17 protein-coding genes and 1 tRNA gene are annotated in these 16014 nt (G+C 73.5%); 13 read left to right on the plus strand and 5 right to left on the minus strand.

The genetic code is table 11. The features are described from left to right. Nucleotides 1-7: 7 nt before the first annotated feature. The gene (locus tag H0E84_RS02415; RefSeq protein ID WP_180677026.1) at nucleotides 8-487 is read right to left on the minus strand and encodes a peroxiredoxin; all 480 of its coding nucleotides are present in this window, start codon (nucleotides 485-487) and stop codon (nucleotides 8-10) included. Between the two features lie 32 nt (nucleotides 488-519). Continuing rightward, nucleotides 520-1086, minus strand: a complete 567-nt coding sequence (locus tag H0E84_RS02420) for a glycine cleavage system transcriptional repressor (protein WP_180677027.1) — start codon at nucleotides 1084-1086, stop codon at nucleotides 520-522. A 191-nt stretch (nucleotides 1087-1277) separates the two neighbouring features. Between H0E84_RS02420 and dapA the strand changes: the two genes are divergently transcribed. Together dapA and H0E84_RS02430 are read left to right on the plus strand one after the other, a co-directional pair. Beyond that, nucleotides 1278-2183: a 4-hydroxy-tetrahydrodipicolinate synthase gene (dapA, locus tag H0E84_RS02425; RefSeq protein WP_180677028.1), complete on the plus strand. Its 906-nt coding sequence runs from the start codon at nucleotides 1278-1280 to the stop codon at nucleotides 2181-2183. A gap of 14 nt (nucleotides 2184-2197) precedes the next feature. Further along, nucleotides 2198-2716 (plus strand): hypothetical protein, encoded by a 519-nt coding sequence (locus H0E84_RS02430; RefSeq protein ID WP_180677029.1) that lies wholly within the window; start codon nucleotides 2198-2200, stop codon nucleotides 2714-2716. Between the two features lie 101 nt (nucleotides 2717-2817). On the opposite strand, the gene fdxA is transcribed toward H0E84_RS02430, so the two are convergent. Beyond that, nucleotides 2818-3141, minus strand: coding sequence for a ferredoxin FdxA (gene fdxA / locus H0E84_RS02435; protein ID WP_180677030.1), 324 nt, complete (start codon nucleotides 3139-3141; stop codon nucleotides 2818-2820). Nucleotides 3142-3388: 247 nt separating this feature from the next. Continuing rightward, a tRNA-Glu gene (locus H0E84_RS02440) sits at nucleotides 3389-3464 on the minus strand. Between the two features lie 143 nt (nucleotides 3465-3607). On the opposite strand from H0E84_RS02440, the gene pcnB reads away from it, so the two are divergent. The 7 genes from pcnB to H0E84_RS02475 all read left to right on the plus strand — a co-directional run bounded on the left by pcnB (nucleotide 3608) and on the right by H0E84_RS02475 (nucleotide 9747). Continuing rightward, nucleotides 3608-4942: a polynucleotide adenylyltransferase PcnB gene (pcnB, locus tag H0E84_RS02445; protein ID WP_180677031.1), complete on the plus strand. Its 1335-nt coding sequence runs from the start codon at nucleotides 3608-3610 to the stop codon at nucleotides 4940-4942. Then, entirely contained in the window at nucleotides 4939-5487 is a 549-nt protein-coding gene (gene folK, locus H0E84_RS02450) for a 2-amino-4-hydroxy-6-hydroxymethyldihydropteridine diphosphokinase (protein WP_180677032.1), read from the plus strand. Before pcnB ends, folK begins: the two co-directional genes overlap by 4 nt. A gap of 4 nt (nucleotides 5488-5491) precedes the next feature. Beyond that, on the plus strand, nucleotides 5492-6301 hold the full coding sequence (gene panB, locus H0E84_RS02455; RefSeq protein WP_180677033.1) for a 3-methyl-2-oxobutanoate hydroxymethyltransferase: 810 nt from the start codon (nucleotides 5492-5494) through the stop codon (nucleotides 6299-6301). Nucleotides 6302-6349: 48 nt separating this feature from the next. Continuing rightward, a complete protein-coding gene (panC, locus tag H0E84_RS02460; RefSeq protein ID WP_180677034.1) occupies nucleotides 6350-7207 on the plus strand; it encodes a pantoate--beta-alanine ligase in 858 nt (285 codons plus the stop codon). A 103-nt stretch (nucleotides 7208-7310) separates the two neighbouring features. Next, the gene (gene panD, locus H0E84_RS02465) at nucleotides 7311-7691 is read left to right on the plus strand and encodes an aspartate 1-decarboxylase (protein WP_180677035.1); all 381 of its coding nucleotides are present in this window, start codon (nucleotides 7311-7313) and stop codon (nucleotides 7689-7691) included. Between the two features lie 2 nt (nucleotides 7692-7693). Next, nucleotides 7694-9223 carry a glucose-6-phosphate isomerase gene (gene pgi / locus H0E84_RS02470; RefSeq protein ID WP_345776256.1) on the plus strand — a complete coding sequence of 510 codons (1530 nt, stop codon included), beginning with the start codon at nucleotides 7694-7696 and terminating at the stop codon, nucleotides 9221-9223. Beyond that, a complete protein-coding gene (locus H0E84_RS02475) occupies nucleotides 9220-9747 on the plus strand; it encodes a GNAT family N-acetyltransferase (protein WP_180677036.1) in 528 nt (175 codons plus the stop codon). Before pgi ends, H0E84_RS02475 begins: the two co-directional genes overlap by 4 nt. A 230-nt stretch (nucleotides 9748-9977) precedes the next feature. On the opposite strand, the gene queG is transcribed toward H0E84_RS02475, so the two are convergent. Next, nucleotides 9978-11060 (minus strand): tRNA epoxyqueuosine(34) reductase QueG, encoded by a 1083-nt coding sequence (gene queG, locus H0E84_RS02480; protein ID WP_180677037.1) that lies wholly within the window; start codon nucleotides 11058-11060, stop codon nucleotides 9978-9980. A 23-nt stretch (nucleotides 11061-11083) separates the two neighbouring features. On the opposite strand from queG, the gene H0E84_RS02485 reads away from it, so the two are divergent. From H0E84_RS02485 to mutL, 4 genes are all read left to right on the plus strand, one after another. Next, the gene (locus tag H0E84_RS02485) at nucleotides 11084-12586 is read left to right on the plus strand and encodes an NAD(P)H-hydrate dehydratase (protein ID WP_180677038.1); all 1503 of its coding nucleotides are present in this window, start codon (nucleotides 11084-11086) and stop codon (nucleotides 12584-12586) included. Between the two features lie 8 nt (nucleotides 12587-12594). Next, entirely contained in the window at nucleotides 12595-13083 is a 489-nt protein-coding gene (tsaE, locus tag H0E84_RS02490) for a tRNA (adenosine(37)-N6)-threonylcarbamoyltransferase complex ATPase subunit type 1 TsaE (protein ID WP_180677047.1), read from the plus strand. An 81-nt stretch (nucleotides 13084-13164) separates the two neighbouring features. Then, nucleotides 13165-14682, plus strand: a complete 1518-nt coding sequence (locus H0E84_RS02495; RefSeq protein WP_180677039.1) for an N-acetylmuramoyl-L-alanine amidase — start codon at nucleotides 13165-13167, stop codon at nucleotides 14680-14682. Nucleotides 14683-14957: 275 nt separating this feature from the next. After that, nucleotides 14958-16014, plus strand: a 1057-nt coding sequence (gene mutL, locus H0E84_RS02500; protein ID WP_180677040.1) for a DNA mismatch repair endonuclease MutL, incomplete at its 3' end; no start/stop codon positions are given.

Here is a 16014-nt window from a genome sequence, read left to right on the forward strand (position 1 = left end):
CGGGGGATCACTGCGCTTGTGCTTCCTTCAGCGCTTCGAGCACGGCTTCGGCATGGCCCGGCACCCTGACTTTGCGCCACGCGCGCGCGATCCTGCCGCGCGGGTCGATCAGGAAGGTGCTGCGCTCGATGCCGATCACCTTGCGCCCGTACATGTTCTTCTCGCGGATCACGTCGAACGCGCGGCACAGCGCCTCGTCGGGATCGCTGACCAGCGGGAATGCGAATCCCTGCTTCGCGCAGAAGTTGTCGTGCGACTTCACCGAGTCGCGGGACACGCCCAGCACCGCCGCGTCGCGGCGCCTGAACTTCTGCAGCAACGCGTTGAAGTCGAGGCCCTCGGTGGTGCAGCCGGGCGTGGAGTCCTTGGGGTAGAAATACAGCACCAGCCACCGGTCGGCATAGTCGGCCAGGGTCGCTTCCGCGCCGCCGGACAGCTGCAGCGGCAGCTTGCGGACGGTCCGATCGAGGGTGTCGCCTTCGTTCATGCGAGGCCAGGTCCTTGTGGGTCGCGCGGCGCTCAGAACTTCATCGGATCCATGATCGCGTCCAGGTTCAGGTGGTCGCAGAACTCGAGGAAGTCGTCGCGCAGCGCGGCGATGTGCATGTCGGCCGGCACGCCGATGGTCACCTGCGCCGAGAACATGTCGGCGCCGGTCTGCATCGCCCGGTAGCGGGAGGAATGCAGGCTCTCGATGGTGATGCCCTGGCGGTCGAAGAAATCGGCCAGCTGGAACAGGATCCCCGGCTTGTCGGCGGCCACCACCTCGACCACGTACGGCAGCAGATTGGACTGCACCGGCTTGGGGCCGGTGCGGTACCACACCAGCTTCAAGCCTTCCTCGCGGTCGAGGCGGGCGAGCATCGCCTCGAGCTTGGCCACCGCGTCCCAGGAACCGGTGGCCAGCGCGGTCACCGAGACGTCGCGGCCCACCGTGGACAGGCGCGCATCGACCAGGTTGCAGCCGCTGTCGCTGATCCGCCGGCTGACCGAGAGCAGCGGCGACTGCGGATGCGTCGTGTACGCGTTGATGATCAGGTGGTTCTCGTTCGGCGCAGGACGGGAAGCTGTGTCGGAATCGGTCAAGGCGGCGTCCGCGGCTGTCGGGTCTGAACGGCGGCCGGTCGTCGACCGGATGCCGCGACCAGCATACTTGCCCGTGCTTCGGAGCCGCAAGTAAGATCGTGCACCGCCGCATGCGCGCTCCGTCCGGGGCTCCCGCGCAGGCGGTCCAACCGCCTTTCCGCGCCGCCTCCGGCCCGCCCAGAGATCCGCCCTTGCGACTTTCCGGCAGCATCACCGCCCTGGCGACGCCCTTCACGGCCGCCGGGGAACTCGACCTCGACGCCTGGCGCCGCCTGCTGCAGCAGCAGCTCGATGCCGGGACCCAGGCCTTGGTGGTGGCCGGCTCCACCGGCGAGGCCGCGGCCCTGTTCGCGGCCGAATACGACACCCTGCTGCGCACCGCGGTGGAGGCCGTGGCCGGGCGGGTGCCGGTGCTGGCCGGCACCGGCCAGTCCAGCACCGCCCGGACCATCGAGCAGACCAGGCGCGCCGGGGCGCTGGGCGCCGACGCCGCGCTGGTGGTCGTGCCGCCCTACGTGCGCCCCACCCAGGCGGGCCTGGCGGCGCACTACCGCGCGGTGGCCGACGACGGCGCGTTGCCGCTGGTGCTCTACAACGTGCCGGTCCGCACCGGTTGCGACCTGCTGCCGGAGACCGTCGCCGGGCTGGCGCAGCACCCGCGCATCGCCGGCATCAAGGAAGCGTGCGCCGAACCGGAGCGCATGCAGGCGCTGCTGGCGCTGCGGGAGGAAGGGTTCGCGGTGCTCAGCGGCGACGATCCGACCGCGGCGCGCGCGATGCTGGCCGGCGCTGACGGGGTGGTCTCGGTGGTGTCCAACGTCGTTCCGGCGGCGATGCGGCGCCTGTGCGAGCTGGCGCGCGGCGGCGACGAGGATGCCGCCCTCGCGCTGGACGCGCGGCTACGCCCGGTCTACGACTTCGCCGCCCTCGAGTCCAATCCGATCCCGGTCAAGGCGCTCCTCTTCCGGGCCGGCCTCGGCCATGGCCTGCGCTTGCCGCTGACCGGCCTGGACGCCGCGCACGCCGACGCCGCGGCACGCACCGCCGCCCTGACCGAAGAACTAGAACGCGCCTGCCGCGATACACTCGCGGCCTGACCCAGGAGATGCCGATGTTCCAGACCCGTCCCGTGTTCCGCACCACCGTGCTCGTCGCGCTCGCCCTCGCGGTGCTGGCGGCATCCGGCTGCCGCTGGTTCCGCAAGGAGAACTCGCTCTACGCGGGGACCGCGGAAACCCGCCCGCTCGAGGTACCGCCGGATCTGGACCGTCCCGCCACCGACGGCGCGATGGCCCTGCCCGATGTGCCGCAATCGGTGACGCGCTCGGAGGCGGGGCCTGGGCGGACACAGGTCGCCAGCACCACCGGCTTCAACGTGTCGGGCAACCGCGACGAGATCTTCACCCGCGTAGGCGAGGTGCTCGGCGCGATCCCGGACCTGCAGATCTCCAGCAGCGCGCGCCTGCTCGGCACCTACGACGTCAGCTACGGCGGCAGCAACTTCCTGGTGCGCATCGCCCAGACCGGCGACGGCGCCTACATCTCGGCGGTCGATCCGCGCGGCCTGCCGGCCGGCGGCGAGGGGCCGACGAAGCTGATCGCGGCGCTGCGCGCCGAACTCGGCGGCTGACCCGCAAGGCGCGGCGCCCGCGCGTCGCGCATGCCGGTAAAAGGAACGGGCGCCGACGGCGCCCGTTTTCCTGTCTGCCTGGCGACCGCGCGGTGCGGCGCTCAGCGCTCGAGCAGCTTCAGCTTGTCCGGCTTGCCTTCCCACTCCTTGGCATCGGGCAGACCGTCCTTGCGCGCGGTGATCACCGGCCAGTCCCTCGACAGCTCGGCGTTGAGGGCGATGAAGGCTTCCTGGCCGGCCGGCACGTCGTCCTCGGGGTAGATCGCGTTGATCGGGCACTCCGGCTCGCACAGGGTGCAGTCGATGCACTCGTCCGGATCGATCACCAGGAAGTTCGGGCCTTCGTGGAAGCAGTCGACCGGGCACACCTCCACGCAGTCGGTGTACTTGCACTTGATGCATTCTTCGGTGACGACGAAAGGCATGGCGCGTGTCCTGTGATGACCGCGATAGTGTACGCCGTGGCGGCCGCGCGACGCGATCGCGCCGCGCGCCGGCCTGCCCGCGAAGCCCATCTGACCAGCGAGTCGACACATGGAATCGCGCGCGTCGCGACTTCCGTCGCTCCCACGAGGGTCACGACCAGCGGACGGCTATCCGGCTCCCCTGAGTGGGGAGAAGAACCCAAAAAAAGCGGAAGCCCGCGTCCTTGCGGACGCGGGCTCCTGGAAATGGCGCTCCCTACGGGATTCGAACCCGTGTTTTAGCCTTGAGAGGGCCACGTCCTAGGCCTCTAGACGAAGGGAGCGGGGACGGCCCTTGGGGCCACCGGCTGGACGACCGGCCTGCGGCGGCCGGATCGGCCGTGCAGCTTGCTAGTATAGCAGGACGATGGGCGTTGCAACGAGGCCGAAGGCCGGCGCCCGCACGAGCCACCCGACCGAATCCTAGATGCCCACCCAGACCCAGACCGAGCCCCTGACCGAGCTGCGCAGCATCCCGCGCGACCAGCATCCGATCTCCCGCAAGGGCATCAGCGCCAGCGCGCTGCGCGTGCTCTACAAGCTGCGCGAGGGCGGCCACGAGGCCTACCTGGTCGGCGGTGCGGTGCGCGACCTGCTGGTGGGGCTGCAGCCCAAGGACTTCGACATCGCCACCGACGCCACCCCCGAGCAGGTCAAGGCGTTGTTCCGCAATTGCCGGCTGATCGGCCGGCGCTTCCGCCTGGCGCACGTGGTGTTCGGCCGCGAGATCATCGAGGTGGCCACCTTCCGCGCCAACGTCGACGACGGCAGCGGCGACCGCGAGCTGCACGAGGGCGGGCGGCTGCTGCGCGACAACGTCTACGGCAGCATCGAGGACGACGCGATCCGCCGCGACTTCACCGCCAACGCGCTGTACTACGCGATCGAGGACTTCTCGGTGCGCGACTACACCGGCGGTTTCGAGGACGTGCAGAACCGGGTGATGAAGCTGATCGGCGATCCGGAGCTGCGCTACCGCGAGGATCCGGTGCGGATGCTGCGCGCGGTGCGGCTGGCCGCCAAGCTCGACTTCGGCATCGACCCGGGCACCGCTGCGCCGATTCCGCATCTGGCGCATCTGCTCGCCGAGGCCGCACCGGCGCGTCTGTTCGAGGAATGCCTGAAGCTGTTCCTGTCCGGCCATGCCGAAGCCAGTTTCCTGGGCCTGGAGCGGCACGGCCTGCTGCCGGCGCTGTTCCCGGAGTCGGCCGCGGCGCTGGCCGCGAACCGCAGCGGCGCGCTGCGGCGGATGCTGCTCGAGGGGCTGCGCAACACCGACGCGCGCGTCGCCGCCGAGGAGCCGGTGTCGCCTGCGTTCCTGTTCGCGCTGCTGCTGTGGCCGGCGTACTGTCGCGCGCTGATGGCGTTGCAGGCCGAGGGTGTGCACGCCGCCGAAGCGCAGCGCCGAGCCGCCGACCGCGTCACCCTGCACCAGCTCGGCACGGTGGCGCTGCCGCGGCGGTTCTCGCTGCCGATGCAGGAGATCTGGCTGCTGCAGGCGCGCTTCCCGCTGCGCCAGCGCAAGCGGGTGGTGCGGACCCTCTCGCACCCGCGCTTCCGCGCCGCGTTCGATTTCCTGGTGCTTCGCCAAGCGGCGTCGGACGACCATGCCGACGACGTGGCGTTCTGGCAGGAGGCGCAGCAGGACCCCGACCATGCCATCGCCGCGCATCCGCCCGAGGCCTCGGCCGGCGACGACGCCGAAGGCCAGGCGCCGCGGCCGCGCCGCCGCCGTCGCCGCCGGCCCTCGGCCGCGGAATGAACCCGCCGGCCGTCGCCTGCGTCGGCCTGGGCGGCAACCTCGGCGACGCCGCCGCGACCCTGCACGCGGCGGTCGCCGCGCTGGCGCGACTGCCGCGCACGCGTCTGCTGCGCGCCTCGCGGCTGTACCGCAGCCCGCCCTGGGGGCCGCAGGACCAGCCCGCCTTCGTCAACGCCGCAGCCGCGCTGGAGACCGGCCTGGAGCCGCGCGCGCTGCTCGACGCCCTGCTGGCGGTCGAACGCGACTTCGGCCGCGTGCGCGCCGCCGACGGCAGCGACCGCTGGGGGCCGCGCACCCTGGACCTCGACCTGCTGCTGTACGCCGACGCCGTCATCGACGCGCCCGGGCTGCGGGTCCCGCATCCGCATCTGCACGAGCGCGCGTTCGCGCTGGTGCCGCTGCTCGAGGTGCTGCCCGACGCCACGATTCCCGGCACCGGGCCGGCGCGTCTCGCGCTCGCCGGCCTCGCCGCGGACCAGGTGCGCGCGCTGCAGCCGGTCGAGGCGGCTGGGCTACCGCGCCCGCCGCCGCAGGCCCTAAGCTAGCCCCATGAACGCCGCAGCCCGACCCCTCACCGTTCCCGACCTCGCCGCCGCGCGCGAGGCGGGCCGCAGGCTGGTCATGCTGACCGCGTACGACGCCGGCTTCGCCCGCGCCTGCGACGCCGGCGGCATCGACCTGGTGCTGGTCGGCGATTCGCTCGGCATGGTGGTGCAGGGGCACGCTTCGACACTGCCGGTCACCGTCGACGACATGGTCTACCACACCCGCTGCGTGGCCCGCGGCCTGCGCCGTGCGCTGCTGGTGGCGGACCTGCCGTTCCAGGCCGACGCCACGCCGGAGCGGGCCCTCGACGCCGCAACGCGCCTGCTGCAGGCCGGCGCGGGAATGGCCAAGCTGGAGGGTGCCGGGCCGAAGCTGGAGGCGATCCGCTTCCTGGCCGAGCGCGAGATCCCGGTGTGCGCCCATCTCGGCCTGACGCCGCAGTCGGTGCTGCGCATGGGCGGTTTCAAGGTGCAGGGCCGCGAGGAGGCCGCCGCGGCGGCGCTGCGCGCCGATGCGCTGGCGGTGGCGGAAGCCGGCGCTTCGCTGCTGGTGCTCGAAGGGGTGCCGTCGGCGCTGGCGCGGGCGATCACCGCCGCCAGCCCGGTGCCCACCATCGGCATCGGCGCGGGCCCGGACTGCGACGGCCAGGTGCTGGTGCTGCACGACTTCCTCGGCCTGGACAGCGGCCACCGGCGCCCGAAGTTCGTCAAGGACTTCCTCGCCGGGGGCGGCTCGGTGGCGGGTGCCGTGGAGGCCTATGTCGCCGCGGTGCGCGACGGCAGCTTCCCGGACGCGGCGCATTCGTATGAGTGAGGGGCCGCGCGCCGCCGCGGTGGCGCTGCGCAGGGCCGCGGGCCGGCCATGATCGAGGCGACCGGCGGGCTTGCGGAGCTTCGGCGACGCGTCGCCGGCTGGCGCCGCGAGGGGCTGCGCGTGGGCCTGGTGCCGACCATGGGCAATCTGCACGCCGGGCACCACGCACTGGTGCGGCTGGCGCGGCGGCACGCCGACCGGGTGATCGCCAGCGTGTTCGTCAATCCCACCCAGTTCGGACCCGGCGAGGACTTCGCGCGCTATCCGCGCACCCCCGAGGCCGACGCCGCCGGGCTCGGACAGGCGGGCTGCGACCTGCTCTGGCAGCCGCCGGTGGACACGATGTACCCGTTGGGGACCGGCGCCGCCGTGCGGATGCGCGTGCCCGGCATCGCCGAGGTGCTCGAGGGCGCGCACAGGCCGGGTCATTTCGATGGCGTGTGCACGGTGGTGGCGCGGCTGTTCAACCAGGTGCAACCCGACCTGGCGGCGTTCGGGCGCAAGGACTACCAGCAGCTGGCGGTGATCCGTCACCTGGTCGCCGACCTCGCCTTCCCGGTGGAGTTGCTGGCCGGCGACACCGTACGCGAGGCGGACGGCCTGGCGATGAGTTCGCGCAACCAGTATCTCGCCGCCGGCGAACGCGCCGCCGCCCCGCAGCTGTACCGTAGCCTGCAGGCGATGCGCGAGGCGAGCCTGGCGGGCGCGCCGCGGGCGGCGGTGGAGGCGGCGGCGCGGGAACGGCTGGAGGCGGCCGGGTTCGCGGTCGACTACGCCGTCGTGCGCACCCCCGGCCTGGCCGAGCCGGCGGACGGCGCCGCCGGTGCGCGGGTCGCGCTGGTCGCGGCGCGGCTGGGCGCGACGCGGCTGATCGACAACCTGGAATTCACCCTGCCGGGCGGCTGAATCGGCCGCCGGCGCCTTTGTTGCGATGCGCAAGATCGCCCCTATACTTGGCGATCAGGCGGTCTTTCCGCGCCCCGATGCCGCAACCCGGCCCCGCGATGCCATGCAACTGACCCTGCTCAAAGCCAAGATCCACCGCGCCTCGGTCACCCACGCCGAACTGCACTACGAGGGGTCCTGCGCGATCGACGGCCGCCTGCTCGACATCTCCGGCATCCGTGAATACGAGCGGGTGGAGATCTACAACATCAACAACGGCGAGCGCTTCGCGACCTACGCCATCCGCGCCGAGCCCGGCAGCGGCATCATCTCGGTCAACGGCGCCGCCGCGCACAAGGCGCAGCCCGGCGACCTGGTGATCATCTGCGCCTACGGCGCCTGCGACGAGGCCGAGGCCGCGCAGTTCAAGCCGACCCTGGTCTACGTCGACCGCCAGAACCGGCTCACCCACACCAACGACTCGATCCCCGCGCAGGCCGCCTGACCGTGTCGGCGCAGCGGCTCACCGGTTCGCTGGCGCCGCACGCGCGGCGCCTGGCCGGCGCGCGCATCGCCGAGCTGGTGGCGGCGGATCCGGGGCGGGCCTCCGAGCTCGCGCTGCGGGTCGGCCCCCTGTACGCCAATTTCTCGCGCCAGCGCGTCGATCGCGACGCGCTGGGCGCGCTGCTGCGCCTCGCCGACGATGCCGCGCTGCCGCAGGCCTTCCGCGCGCTGTTCGAGGGCGAGCGGATCAACCGTTCCGAGGACCGGCCCGCGCTGCACGTGGCGCTGCGTTCGGATCTGGGCGGCAGCGACACCACGCGCCAGGCCCGCGCCCAGGCCGTGGACGCCCACGCGCGAATGGCCGCGATGCTCCAGGCGCTGGCGGACTCGGACGTCACCGATCTCGTCAATGTCGGCATCGGCGGTTCCGACCTCGGCCCGCGGCTGGTGGTCGACGCGCTCAAGGACGCCCACAGCGGCCGTTTCCGCGTGCATTTCCTCACCAACGTCGACGGCAGCGACGCCCAGCACACCCTGCGCGGCCTCGACCCCGCGCGCACCGCCGCCATCCTGGTGTCGAAGAGCTTCGGCACCCAGGAGACCCTGCTCAACGGCACCATCCTCAGGGACTGGCTGGGCGGCGGCGAGCGCCTGTACGCGGTGTCGGCGAACGTGCCGAAGGCCGAGGCGTTCGGGGTGGACGCCGCGCGCATCCTGCCGATGTGGGACTGGGTGGGCGGGCGCTACTCGCTGTGGTCGACGGTCGGCTTCGCGATTGCGGCCGCGGTGGGCATGGACGACTTCCGCGCCCTGCTGGCCGGCGCCGCCGAGATCGATGGCCATGTCCTGGAGGCGCCGCCTGCGCGCAACCTGGCGATGCTGCACGCGCTCTCGGCGGTGTGGAACCGCAACGCGCTCGGCCTGCCGACGCAGGCGGTGCTGCCCTACGACGAGCGCCTGGCGCTGCTGCCGGCCTACCTGCAGCAGCTGGTGATGGAGAGCCTGGGCAAGTCGGTCACCCCGACCGGCGACGCCGCCGGCCTGGACACGGTGCCGGCGCTGTGGGGCGGGGCCGGCACCAACTCGCAGCACAGTTTCTTCCAGGCGCTGCACCAGGGCACGCAGACGGTGCCGGCCGATTTCATCGGCGTGGTCAATCCGGACCACGGCTACGCCGACAACCACGCCGCGCTGCTGTCGAACCTGCTGGCGCAGACCGAGGCGCTGGCCAACGGCCACGCCGCCGAGGATCCGCAGAAGGCCTATCCCGGCAACCGGCCCTCGACGCTGCTGCTCCTCGACGCGCTCACCCCGCACTCGCTGGGCGCGTTGATCGCACTCTACGAGCACAGCGTCTACGCCCAGTCGGTCCTCTGGGGCATCAATGCCTTCGACCAGTGGGGCGTCGAGCTGGGCAAGCGCATCGCCGGCGAACTGTTGCCGGCAGTGAAGGGCGAGGGCGTCGAAGTCTCCGACCCGGTCACCCGCGCGCTGCTCGACGAGATCGCCGCGCGTCGGCGCAGCGGCGCTTGAGCGGCGCGGTCCGCGTCCGCCACGCCGAGCCGGTCGACGCCGGAGGGCTGTACGCGCTGTTCTCCGAGCGCGGCGCCTATGCCGGCACGCTGCAGCCGCCGTTCCCGTCGCTGGCGGCGTGGCAGAACGCGCTGGCGGACCTGCCCAAGCACATCGTGCAGCTGGTGGCGGTCGATGGCGAGGGGGCGCTGGTCGGCGGCGCCGGCTTCGAAGTGTTCCAGAACCCGCGGCGGCGCCACGCCGCCAACCTCGGCATGGCCGTGGCGCAGTCGCGGCAGGGGCAGGGGGTCGGCGCGCAACTGCTGCAGGCGGTGATCGACACCGCCGAGCGCTGGCACGGCGTGCGCCGGCTGGAGCTCGAGGTCTATGCCGACAATGCGGCCGGCATCGCGCTCTACGAACGGCACGGCTTCGTCCGCGAAGGAACCGCCCGCGGCTACGCGCTGCGCGATGGCGACTACGTCGACGTCCATCTGATGGCGCGCCACGCATTCCCGCGCGAAGGATTCGCCGCCCCCCTGTAGGAGCGGCCCACGGCCGCGAAAGCCGCGGGAGGCCCCGGTGGGCGAGCGGCGATACCGGGCGTCGGCCGGCGGCGCCGGTTTTCGCGTGCATGGCACGCTCCTACAAGGGCAAGCCGCGCCAGACGGACCACGTAGGAGCGCGCACCTGTAGGAGCGGCCCATGGCCGCGAAGGCCGCGGGAGGCCCCGGCGGGGATGGCGGTGATACCGGGCGTCGCGGCTGCCGGGGGATCACTCGCCGTGGCGTGCCAACGCCCAGGCCACGTGCTCCCGGACCATCTCGTCCGGCGCATCGGCGCGCGCGCGCAGCGCGGCGACGACCTCCGGTGTGGTCGGCGCGTTGCCCAGCGCTACCGCGATGTTGCGCAGCCAGCGCCGGTGGCCGCTGCGGCGGATCGCCGAGCCCTCGGTGCGCTGCAGGAACTCCTCCTCGTCCCAGGCGAAGAGCGACGCCAGGCTGGCGGTGTCCAGGCCGTTGCGGGCGCGGAAATCGGGCTCGTCGGTGCGCCTGGCGAACTTGTTCCACGGACAGGCCAGCTGGCAGTCGTCGCAGCCGAAGATGCGGTTGCCGATCGCCGGACGCAGCGTCTCGGGAATCGCGCCCTCGTGCTCGATGGTCAGGTAGCTGATGCAGCGCCGCGCGTCGAGCCGGTGCGGCGCCACGATCGCCCCGGTCGGGCAGACGTCGATGCAGCGCGTGCAGCTGCCGCAGTGCGCGCTGGCCGGCGCATCCACCGGCAGCGGCAGGTCGACGTAGATCTCGCCGAGGAAGAACCAGGAGCCGCCGTCGCGGTCGATCAGGCAGGTGTGCTTGCCGATCCAGCCCAGCCCGGCGTTGCGCGCCAGCGCGCGCTCGAGCACCGGCGCCGAGTCGACGAACACGCGATGCCCGAACGGGCCGATCTCCGCGGCGATGCGCTCGGCCAGCTTCTGCAGCCGGCCGCGCATCAGCTTGTGGTAGTCGCGGCCCAGCGCGTAGCGCGCGACGTAGGCGCGCTCGCCGTCGGCGAGGGTGCGCCAGGCCACGTCGTCGTCGTCGCGGCCGTAGTCGAGCCCGACCGAAATCACCCGCAGCGTTCCCGGCACCAGTTCCTGCGGGCGCGAGCGCTTGACGCCATGGCGCGCCATCCAGGCCATCGAGCCGTACAGCCCCTGCGCCAGCCAGTCGCGCAGGTGCGCCTCGTCCTCGCCCAGCTCGATCCCGGCGATGCCGCAGCGCTGGAAGCCTGCCTCGCGCGCCAGCGCCCGCACCCGTGCCGCGAGCGCGGCGGGGTCGGCCGTTGCGGTGGCGGTGCGGGCTGGAAGGGGTGTCATCGGCCGAGTATAGAATCCGGCCCATGAGCGCCGACCTTCCGCGCGACCCGGCCCCACCGTCGGCAGACCTGTACGACGGCGCTGCGCTGCGGGCGCTGGAAGCCGCCGCCACCGCGCACCTGGGCGGGGACGCCTTCGCGCTGATGCGCCGCGCCGGCGAGGCGGCCTGGCGGGAACTGCTGCGGCACTGGCCGCAGGCGCGCCGCATCGTGGTGGTCTGCGGCCCCGGCAACAACGGCGGCGACGGCTACGTGCTGGCGAACCATGCCCGCCAGGCCGGGCTCGAGGTCCGCGTGGTGCGCCTGGCCGCGCATCCGCCCGGCAGCGAGCTGGCCCGCCGCGCCTGCGCGGACTTCACCGGAGCCGGCGGCGTCGTCGCGGAGTTCGACGGCGCGCTGCCCGGCGCCGACGTGGTGGTCGACGCGCTGTTCGGGATCGGACTGTCGCGGGCGCCGGACGCCGCCTGCAGCGCGCTGATCGCCGCGATCGCCGGGGCCGGTGCGCCGGTGCTGGCGCTGGATGCGCCGAGCGGGGTGGAGACCGACAGCGGCGACGTCCCCGGCACGGCCGTGCGCGCCGACGTCACCCTGCAGTTCCTGGCCGCGCACGCCGGCCTGCGCACCGGCGCCGCGCTCGACCAGGTCGGCACGCTGGCGCTGGCGCCGCTCGACCTGCCGGCCGGGGTGCTGGCGGAGGTCGAGCCGGTCGCCGCCTGCCTGGACGCGCGGATGCTGGCCGCGCGCTTCGCGCCGCGTCCGCGCAACAGCCACAAGGGCGGCTCCGGGCACGTGCTCTGTATCGGCGGCGACGAAGGCAAGGGCGGCGCGGTGCTGCTGGCGGCCGAGGCCGCGCTGCGCTGCGGCGCCGGCCTGGTCAGCGTGGCCACCCGCCCCGCGCACGTGGCGCCGCTGCTGGCGCGCTGCCCGGAGGCCATGGTGCAGGCGGTCGAATCGGAGGCCGCGCTGGCGCCCCTGCTGCAGCGCGCCACCGTGCTGGCGGTGGGGCCGGGCCTGGGCCAGGAGGTCTGGGGCAGGGCGCTGCACCAGGCGGCACTCGCCAGCGGCAAGCCGCTGGTGCTCGATGCCGACGCGCTGAACCTGCTGGCCCACCACGCCCAGTCGCCGCCGGCCGATGCGGTGCTCACGCCGCACCCGGGCGAGGCGGCGCGCCTGCTCGGCATCTCCACCCGCGAGGTGCAGGCCAACCGCTTCGCCGCCGCGCGCCTGCTGTGCGCCTGCTTCGGCTGCGCGGTGGTGCTCAAGGGTGCCGGCACCGTGGTGGCGGCGCCGGGCGAGCGGCCGCAGGTGATCGCGGCGGGCAATCCCGGCATGGCGGTCGGCGGCATGGGAGACGTGCTCACCGGCTGCATCGCGGCCCTGCGCGCGCAGGGTTTTCCCGCGTTCGGCGCGGCCGTCGCCGGCGCGCTCCTGCATGCGGTGGCGGGCGATGCCGCGGCGGCGGGCGGCGAGCGCGGCCTGCTGCCCGGCGACCTGATCGCGCAACTGCGGCGACTGGTGAATCCGTGAGCCCCGGCCTGCGCCTGCACCTGCCCGACGAGGCGGCGACCGGCGCGCTCGCCCGCGCCCTGGCCATCGGCCAGCCCGCGGGCGCGGTGGTCTACCTGCACGGCGACCTGGGTGCCGGAAAATCCACCCTGGCGCGCGCCTGGCTGCGCGCGCTGGGGGTGTCGGGCACGGTGCGCAGCCCCACCTACACCCTGGTCGAGCGCTACCCGATCGGCGAGGGGGCCGAGGCCCTGCACCTGGATCTCTACCGCATCGGCGACGCCGGGGAGCTGGAGTTCCTCGGCCTGGACGAGACCCCGGCCGCCCTGTGGCTGGTGGAATGGCCCGAGCGCGGCGCCGGCATGCTGCCGCCGCCGGATCTGGCGGTCGAGCTGGCGATCGCGGGCGCCGGGCGCGACGCCCGGCTTTCGCCGCGCAGCGGCCGCGGCGGCGACTGGCTGGCCTCCCCGGCGCTGGGCAAGCTGCGATCCGAGTTGCAGCCGCTTCCTGAACCGTGACCGCAGGAACAACCGGCAGGCCCCGGATTTCCAAGGGAAAACTGCTTGCAAAGCGCGGGGCTTGGTGCTTGACTAGCCGGCATGCGCGCTCGGGGAGCCCCACTCCAGGACATCCTGCTCGGTCTGGCCCTGCTGGCCGGACTGCTGTGGAATGGCGCGTTCGCTTCTGAAATCAGCGGCTTGCGGCTCGAATCCGGGGCCACCGGCACCCGCGCAGAGCTCACCATGGCCGCGGAGACCGAATACAAGGTCATTTCCCTGGCCAACCCCGATCGGCTGGTGGTGGATCTGCCCGGGGTCGCGCTCGGCAAGCACGTGACGCTCCCGGCCCCGTCGGGCCTGGTACGGGCCGTGCGCAGCGGGCAGCCCGAGCCCGGGGTGACCCGGATCGTCTTCGACCTCGCCGAGCCCGTGGTGGCGCTGCGGCCGCGGTTCGAGCCGGGGGCCGACGGCGTGCGCCTGGTGGTCGAATGGCCCGGCGACGGCAGCGGCGATCCGATCGGCCGGGTCATCGCCCGGGTGTCGCAGCCGTCCGCAACGGGCACGACGGGCGAAGCCGCGGCCATCGCACCCGCATCCGCGGCGGGCGAGGCGCCGGACCCGGCGGCCGCCTCCAGGGAAGCGACCTCGCGGCTGATTTCCGCGGTCGCACCCGCCTCCACTGTCGCCGCAGCCACGGGCGCGGGCGCGGGCGGCTCGTCCATCCCTTCGCAGCCGGCGCCGCAGCCAGCCGTCGTCGCGGCGGCGTCGCCTCAGTCGCCACCGGCCGCCGCGACGCAGCAGGCGCAGACGCAGACCCCGGCCCCTGCCCCGCGCGCGCCGGTGGCCGGCATGCGGCCCCTGGTCATCGCCATCGACCCTGGTCACGGCGGCCAGGACCCGGGCGCCGTGGGACCGACCGGCAAGCGCGAGAAGGACATCACCCTGGCGATCGCGCGCGAGCTCGGCCGCCAGATCGACGCCACTCCCGGGCTGCGCTCGTACCTCACCCGCGACCGCGACGTGTTCATCCCGCTCAACCGCCGCGCGCAGCTGGCGCGCGAGGCCGGCGCCGACATGTTCATCTCGATCCATGCCGACGCCGCGCACAACCGCAATGCCAAGGGCTCGTCGGTCTACGTGCTGTCGCTGCGCGGCGCCTCGTCGCAGCGCGCGCGCTGGCTGGCCGACAAGGAGAACGCGGCCGACCTGATCGGCGGCGTGCGCCTGCAGGAGGCCGACGACACCCTGGCCTCGGTGCTGCTCGACCTGACCCAGAGCGGGCAGATGAAGGCCTCCGAGGATGCCGGCAGCCACATCCTCGACGGCCTCAAGCGGATCGGCAACAACCACAAGCCGCACATCGAGCGCGCCAACTTCGCGGTGCTGCGCACTTCGGACATGCCGGCGATGCTGGTCGAGACCGCGTTCCTCTCCAATCCGGAGGAGGAGCAGCGCCTGATCGACCCGGCGTTCCAGGGCACCGTGGCGCGCGCGGTCCTCGACGGCATCAACACCTATTTCTCCGCCCAGCCGCCCCCGGGCACGCTGTACGCCGCGCGCGCGGCGGCCGCGAGCGGCGGCAGCGGCACCGGCGCGGCCGGCGGCGGCAGCCCTTAGCGCACGGCGCGTCGCCCGGGCGCGTGCGCGTTGCTCTTCCGTCGCTGCATACCCTCGCGTCGCAACCGTTCCCGTAGCAGCGGCCCATGGCCGCGAAGGCGGCGGGTGACTCCGGCGGGGCCGGCGGCGATTCCGGGCATGGCCAGCCGCGCCGGCCTTCGCGTGCATGGCACGCTCCTACGAGCGAGCGGCGCCTGGCGGCCACGCCGCCGCCGCTGCCGCTATCATCAGCGCTGGTCCGAACCGCAGCGCAGCCGCGCGCAACCGCCCACAGCTTGAGCATTCGCCAGCTTCCAGACACCCTGATCAACCAGATCGCCGCCGGCGAGGTGGTGGAACGGCCCGCGTCCGTGGTCAAGGAGCTGGTCGAGAACGCGCTCGACGCCGGCGCCACCCGCGTCGACGTCGAACTGGAGGAAGGCGGGGTGCGCCTGGTGCGGATCCGCGACGACGGCGGCGGCATGGCGCCCGGCGACCTGCCGCTGGCGGTCTCGCGCCACGCCACCAGCAAGATCGCCTCGCTCGACGACCTCGAGGCGGTGGCCACGCTGGGATTCCGCGGGGAGGCGCTGCCCTCGATCGCCTCGGTCAGCCGCCTGCGCATCGTGTCCCGGCGCGCCGACGACGATCACGGCGCCGCGCTCGCGGTCGACGGCGGCCGCGTCGGCGAGGTGACGCCGAAGCCGCATCCGCAGGGCACCACGGTCGAGGTGCGCGACCTGTTCTTCAACGTGCCGGCGCGGCGCAAGTTCCTGCGCGCCGAGCGCACCGAACTCGGGCACATCGAGGAATGGCTGCGCTCGCTGGCGCTGGCGCGGCCCGACGTCGAGTTGCGGGTCGCGCACAACGGCAAGCCGACGCGGCGCTACCGTGGCGGCGGCGCGCTGTTCTCCGACGAGCGCCTGCACGAAACCCTCGGCGGCGAGTTCGCGAAGCACGCGTTGCGCGTCGAGCACGCGGGCGCCGGGTTGCGCCTGCATGGCTGGATCGCGCAGCCGGCGTATTCGCGCGCCGGCGCCGACCAGCAGTACCTCTACGTCAACGGCCGCGCGATCCGCGATCGCAGCGTGGCGCACGCGGTCCGGCAGGCCTATGCCGACGTCCTCTACCACGGCCGCCAGCCCGCCTACGTGCTGTTTCTCGAACTCGATCCGCTGCGCGTCGACGTCAACGTGCACCCGGCCAAGCACGAGGTGCGTTTCCGCGATGCGCGCCTGGTGCACGACTTCGTCTACCGCACCCTGCACGACGCGCTGGCCGGTACCCGCGCCGGGCTGCAGCAGGCGCCGGCACTGGCGGCGGGGACGCCGGGGGCCGGCGGCGGTTCGGGTC

Source organism: Luteimonas salinisoli, from assembly GCF_013425525.1.
In the GTDB taxonomy this organism is placed as follows: Bacteria; Pseudomonadota; Gammaproteobacteria; order Xanthomonadales; family Xanthomonadaceae; genus Luteimonas; species Luteimonas salinisoli.

Excerpts from the sequence above, each read along its gene's own strand:
- H0E84_RS02415 (WP_180677026.1), bottom strand. The coding sequence starts at position 487 with ATGAACGAAGGCGACACCCTCGATCGGACCGTCCGCAAGCTGCCGCTG.
- H0E84_RS02430 (WP_180677029.1), top strand. The coding sequence starts at position 2,198 with ATGTTCCAGACCCGTCCCGTGTTCCGCACCACCGTGCTCGTCGCGCTC.
- fdxA (WP_180677030.1), bottom strand. The coding sequence starts at position 3,141 with ATGCCTTTCGTCGTCACCGAAGAATGCATCAAGTGCAAGTACACCGAC.
- pcnB (WP_180677031.1), top strand. The coding sequence starts at position 3,608 with ATGCCCACCCAGACCCAGACCGAGCCCCTGACCGAGCTGCGCAGCATC.
- folK (WP_180677032.1), top strand. The coding sequence starts at position 4,939 with ATGAACCCGCCGGCCGTCGCCTGCGTCGGCCTGGGCGGCAACCTCGGC.
- panB (WP_180677033.1), top strand. The coding sequence starts at position 5,492 with ATGAACGCCGCAGCCCGACCCCTCACCGTTCCCGACCTCGCCGCCGCG.
- panC (WP_180677034.1), top strand. The coding sequence starts at position 6,350 with ATGATCGAGGCGACCGGCGGGCTTGCGGAGCTTCGGCGACGCGTCGCC.
- panD (WP_180677035.1), top strand. The coding sequence starts at position 7,311 with ATGCAACTGACCCTGCTCAAAGCCAAGATCCACCGCGCCTCGGTCACC.
- queG (WP_180677037.1), bottom strand. The coding sequence starts at position 11,060 with ATGACACCCCTTCCAGCCCGCACCGCCACCGCAACGGCCGACCCCGCC.
- H0E84_RS02485 (WP_180677038.1), top strand. The coding sequence starts at position 11,084 with ATGAGCGCCGACCTTCCGCGCGACCCGGCCCCACCGTCGGCAGACCTG.
- H0E84_RS02495 (WP_180677039.1), top strand. The coding sequence starts at position 13,165 with ATGCGCGCTCGGGGAGCCCCACTCCAGGACATCCTGCTCGGTCTGGCC.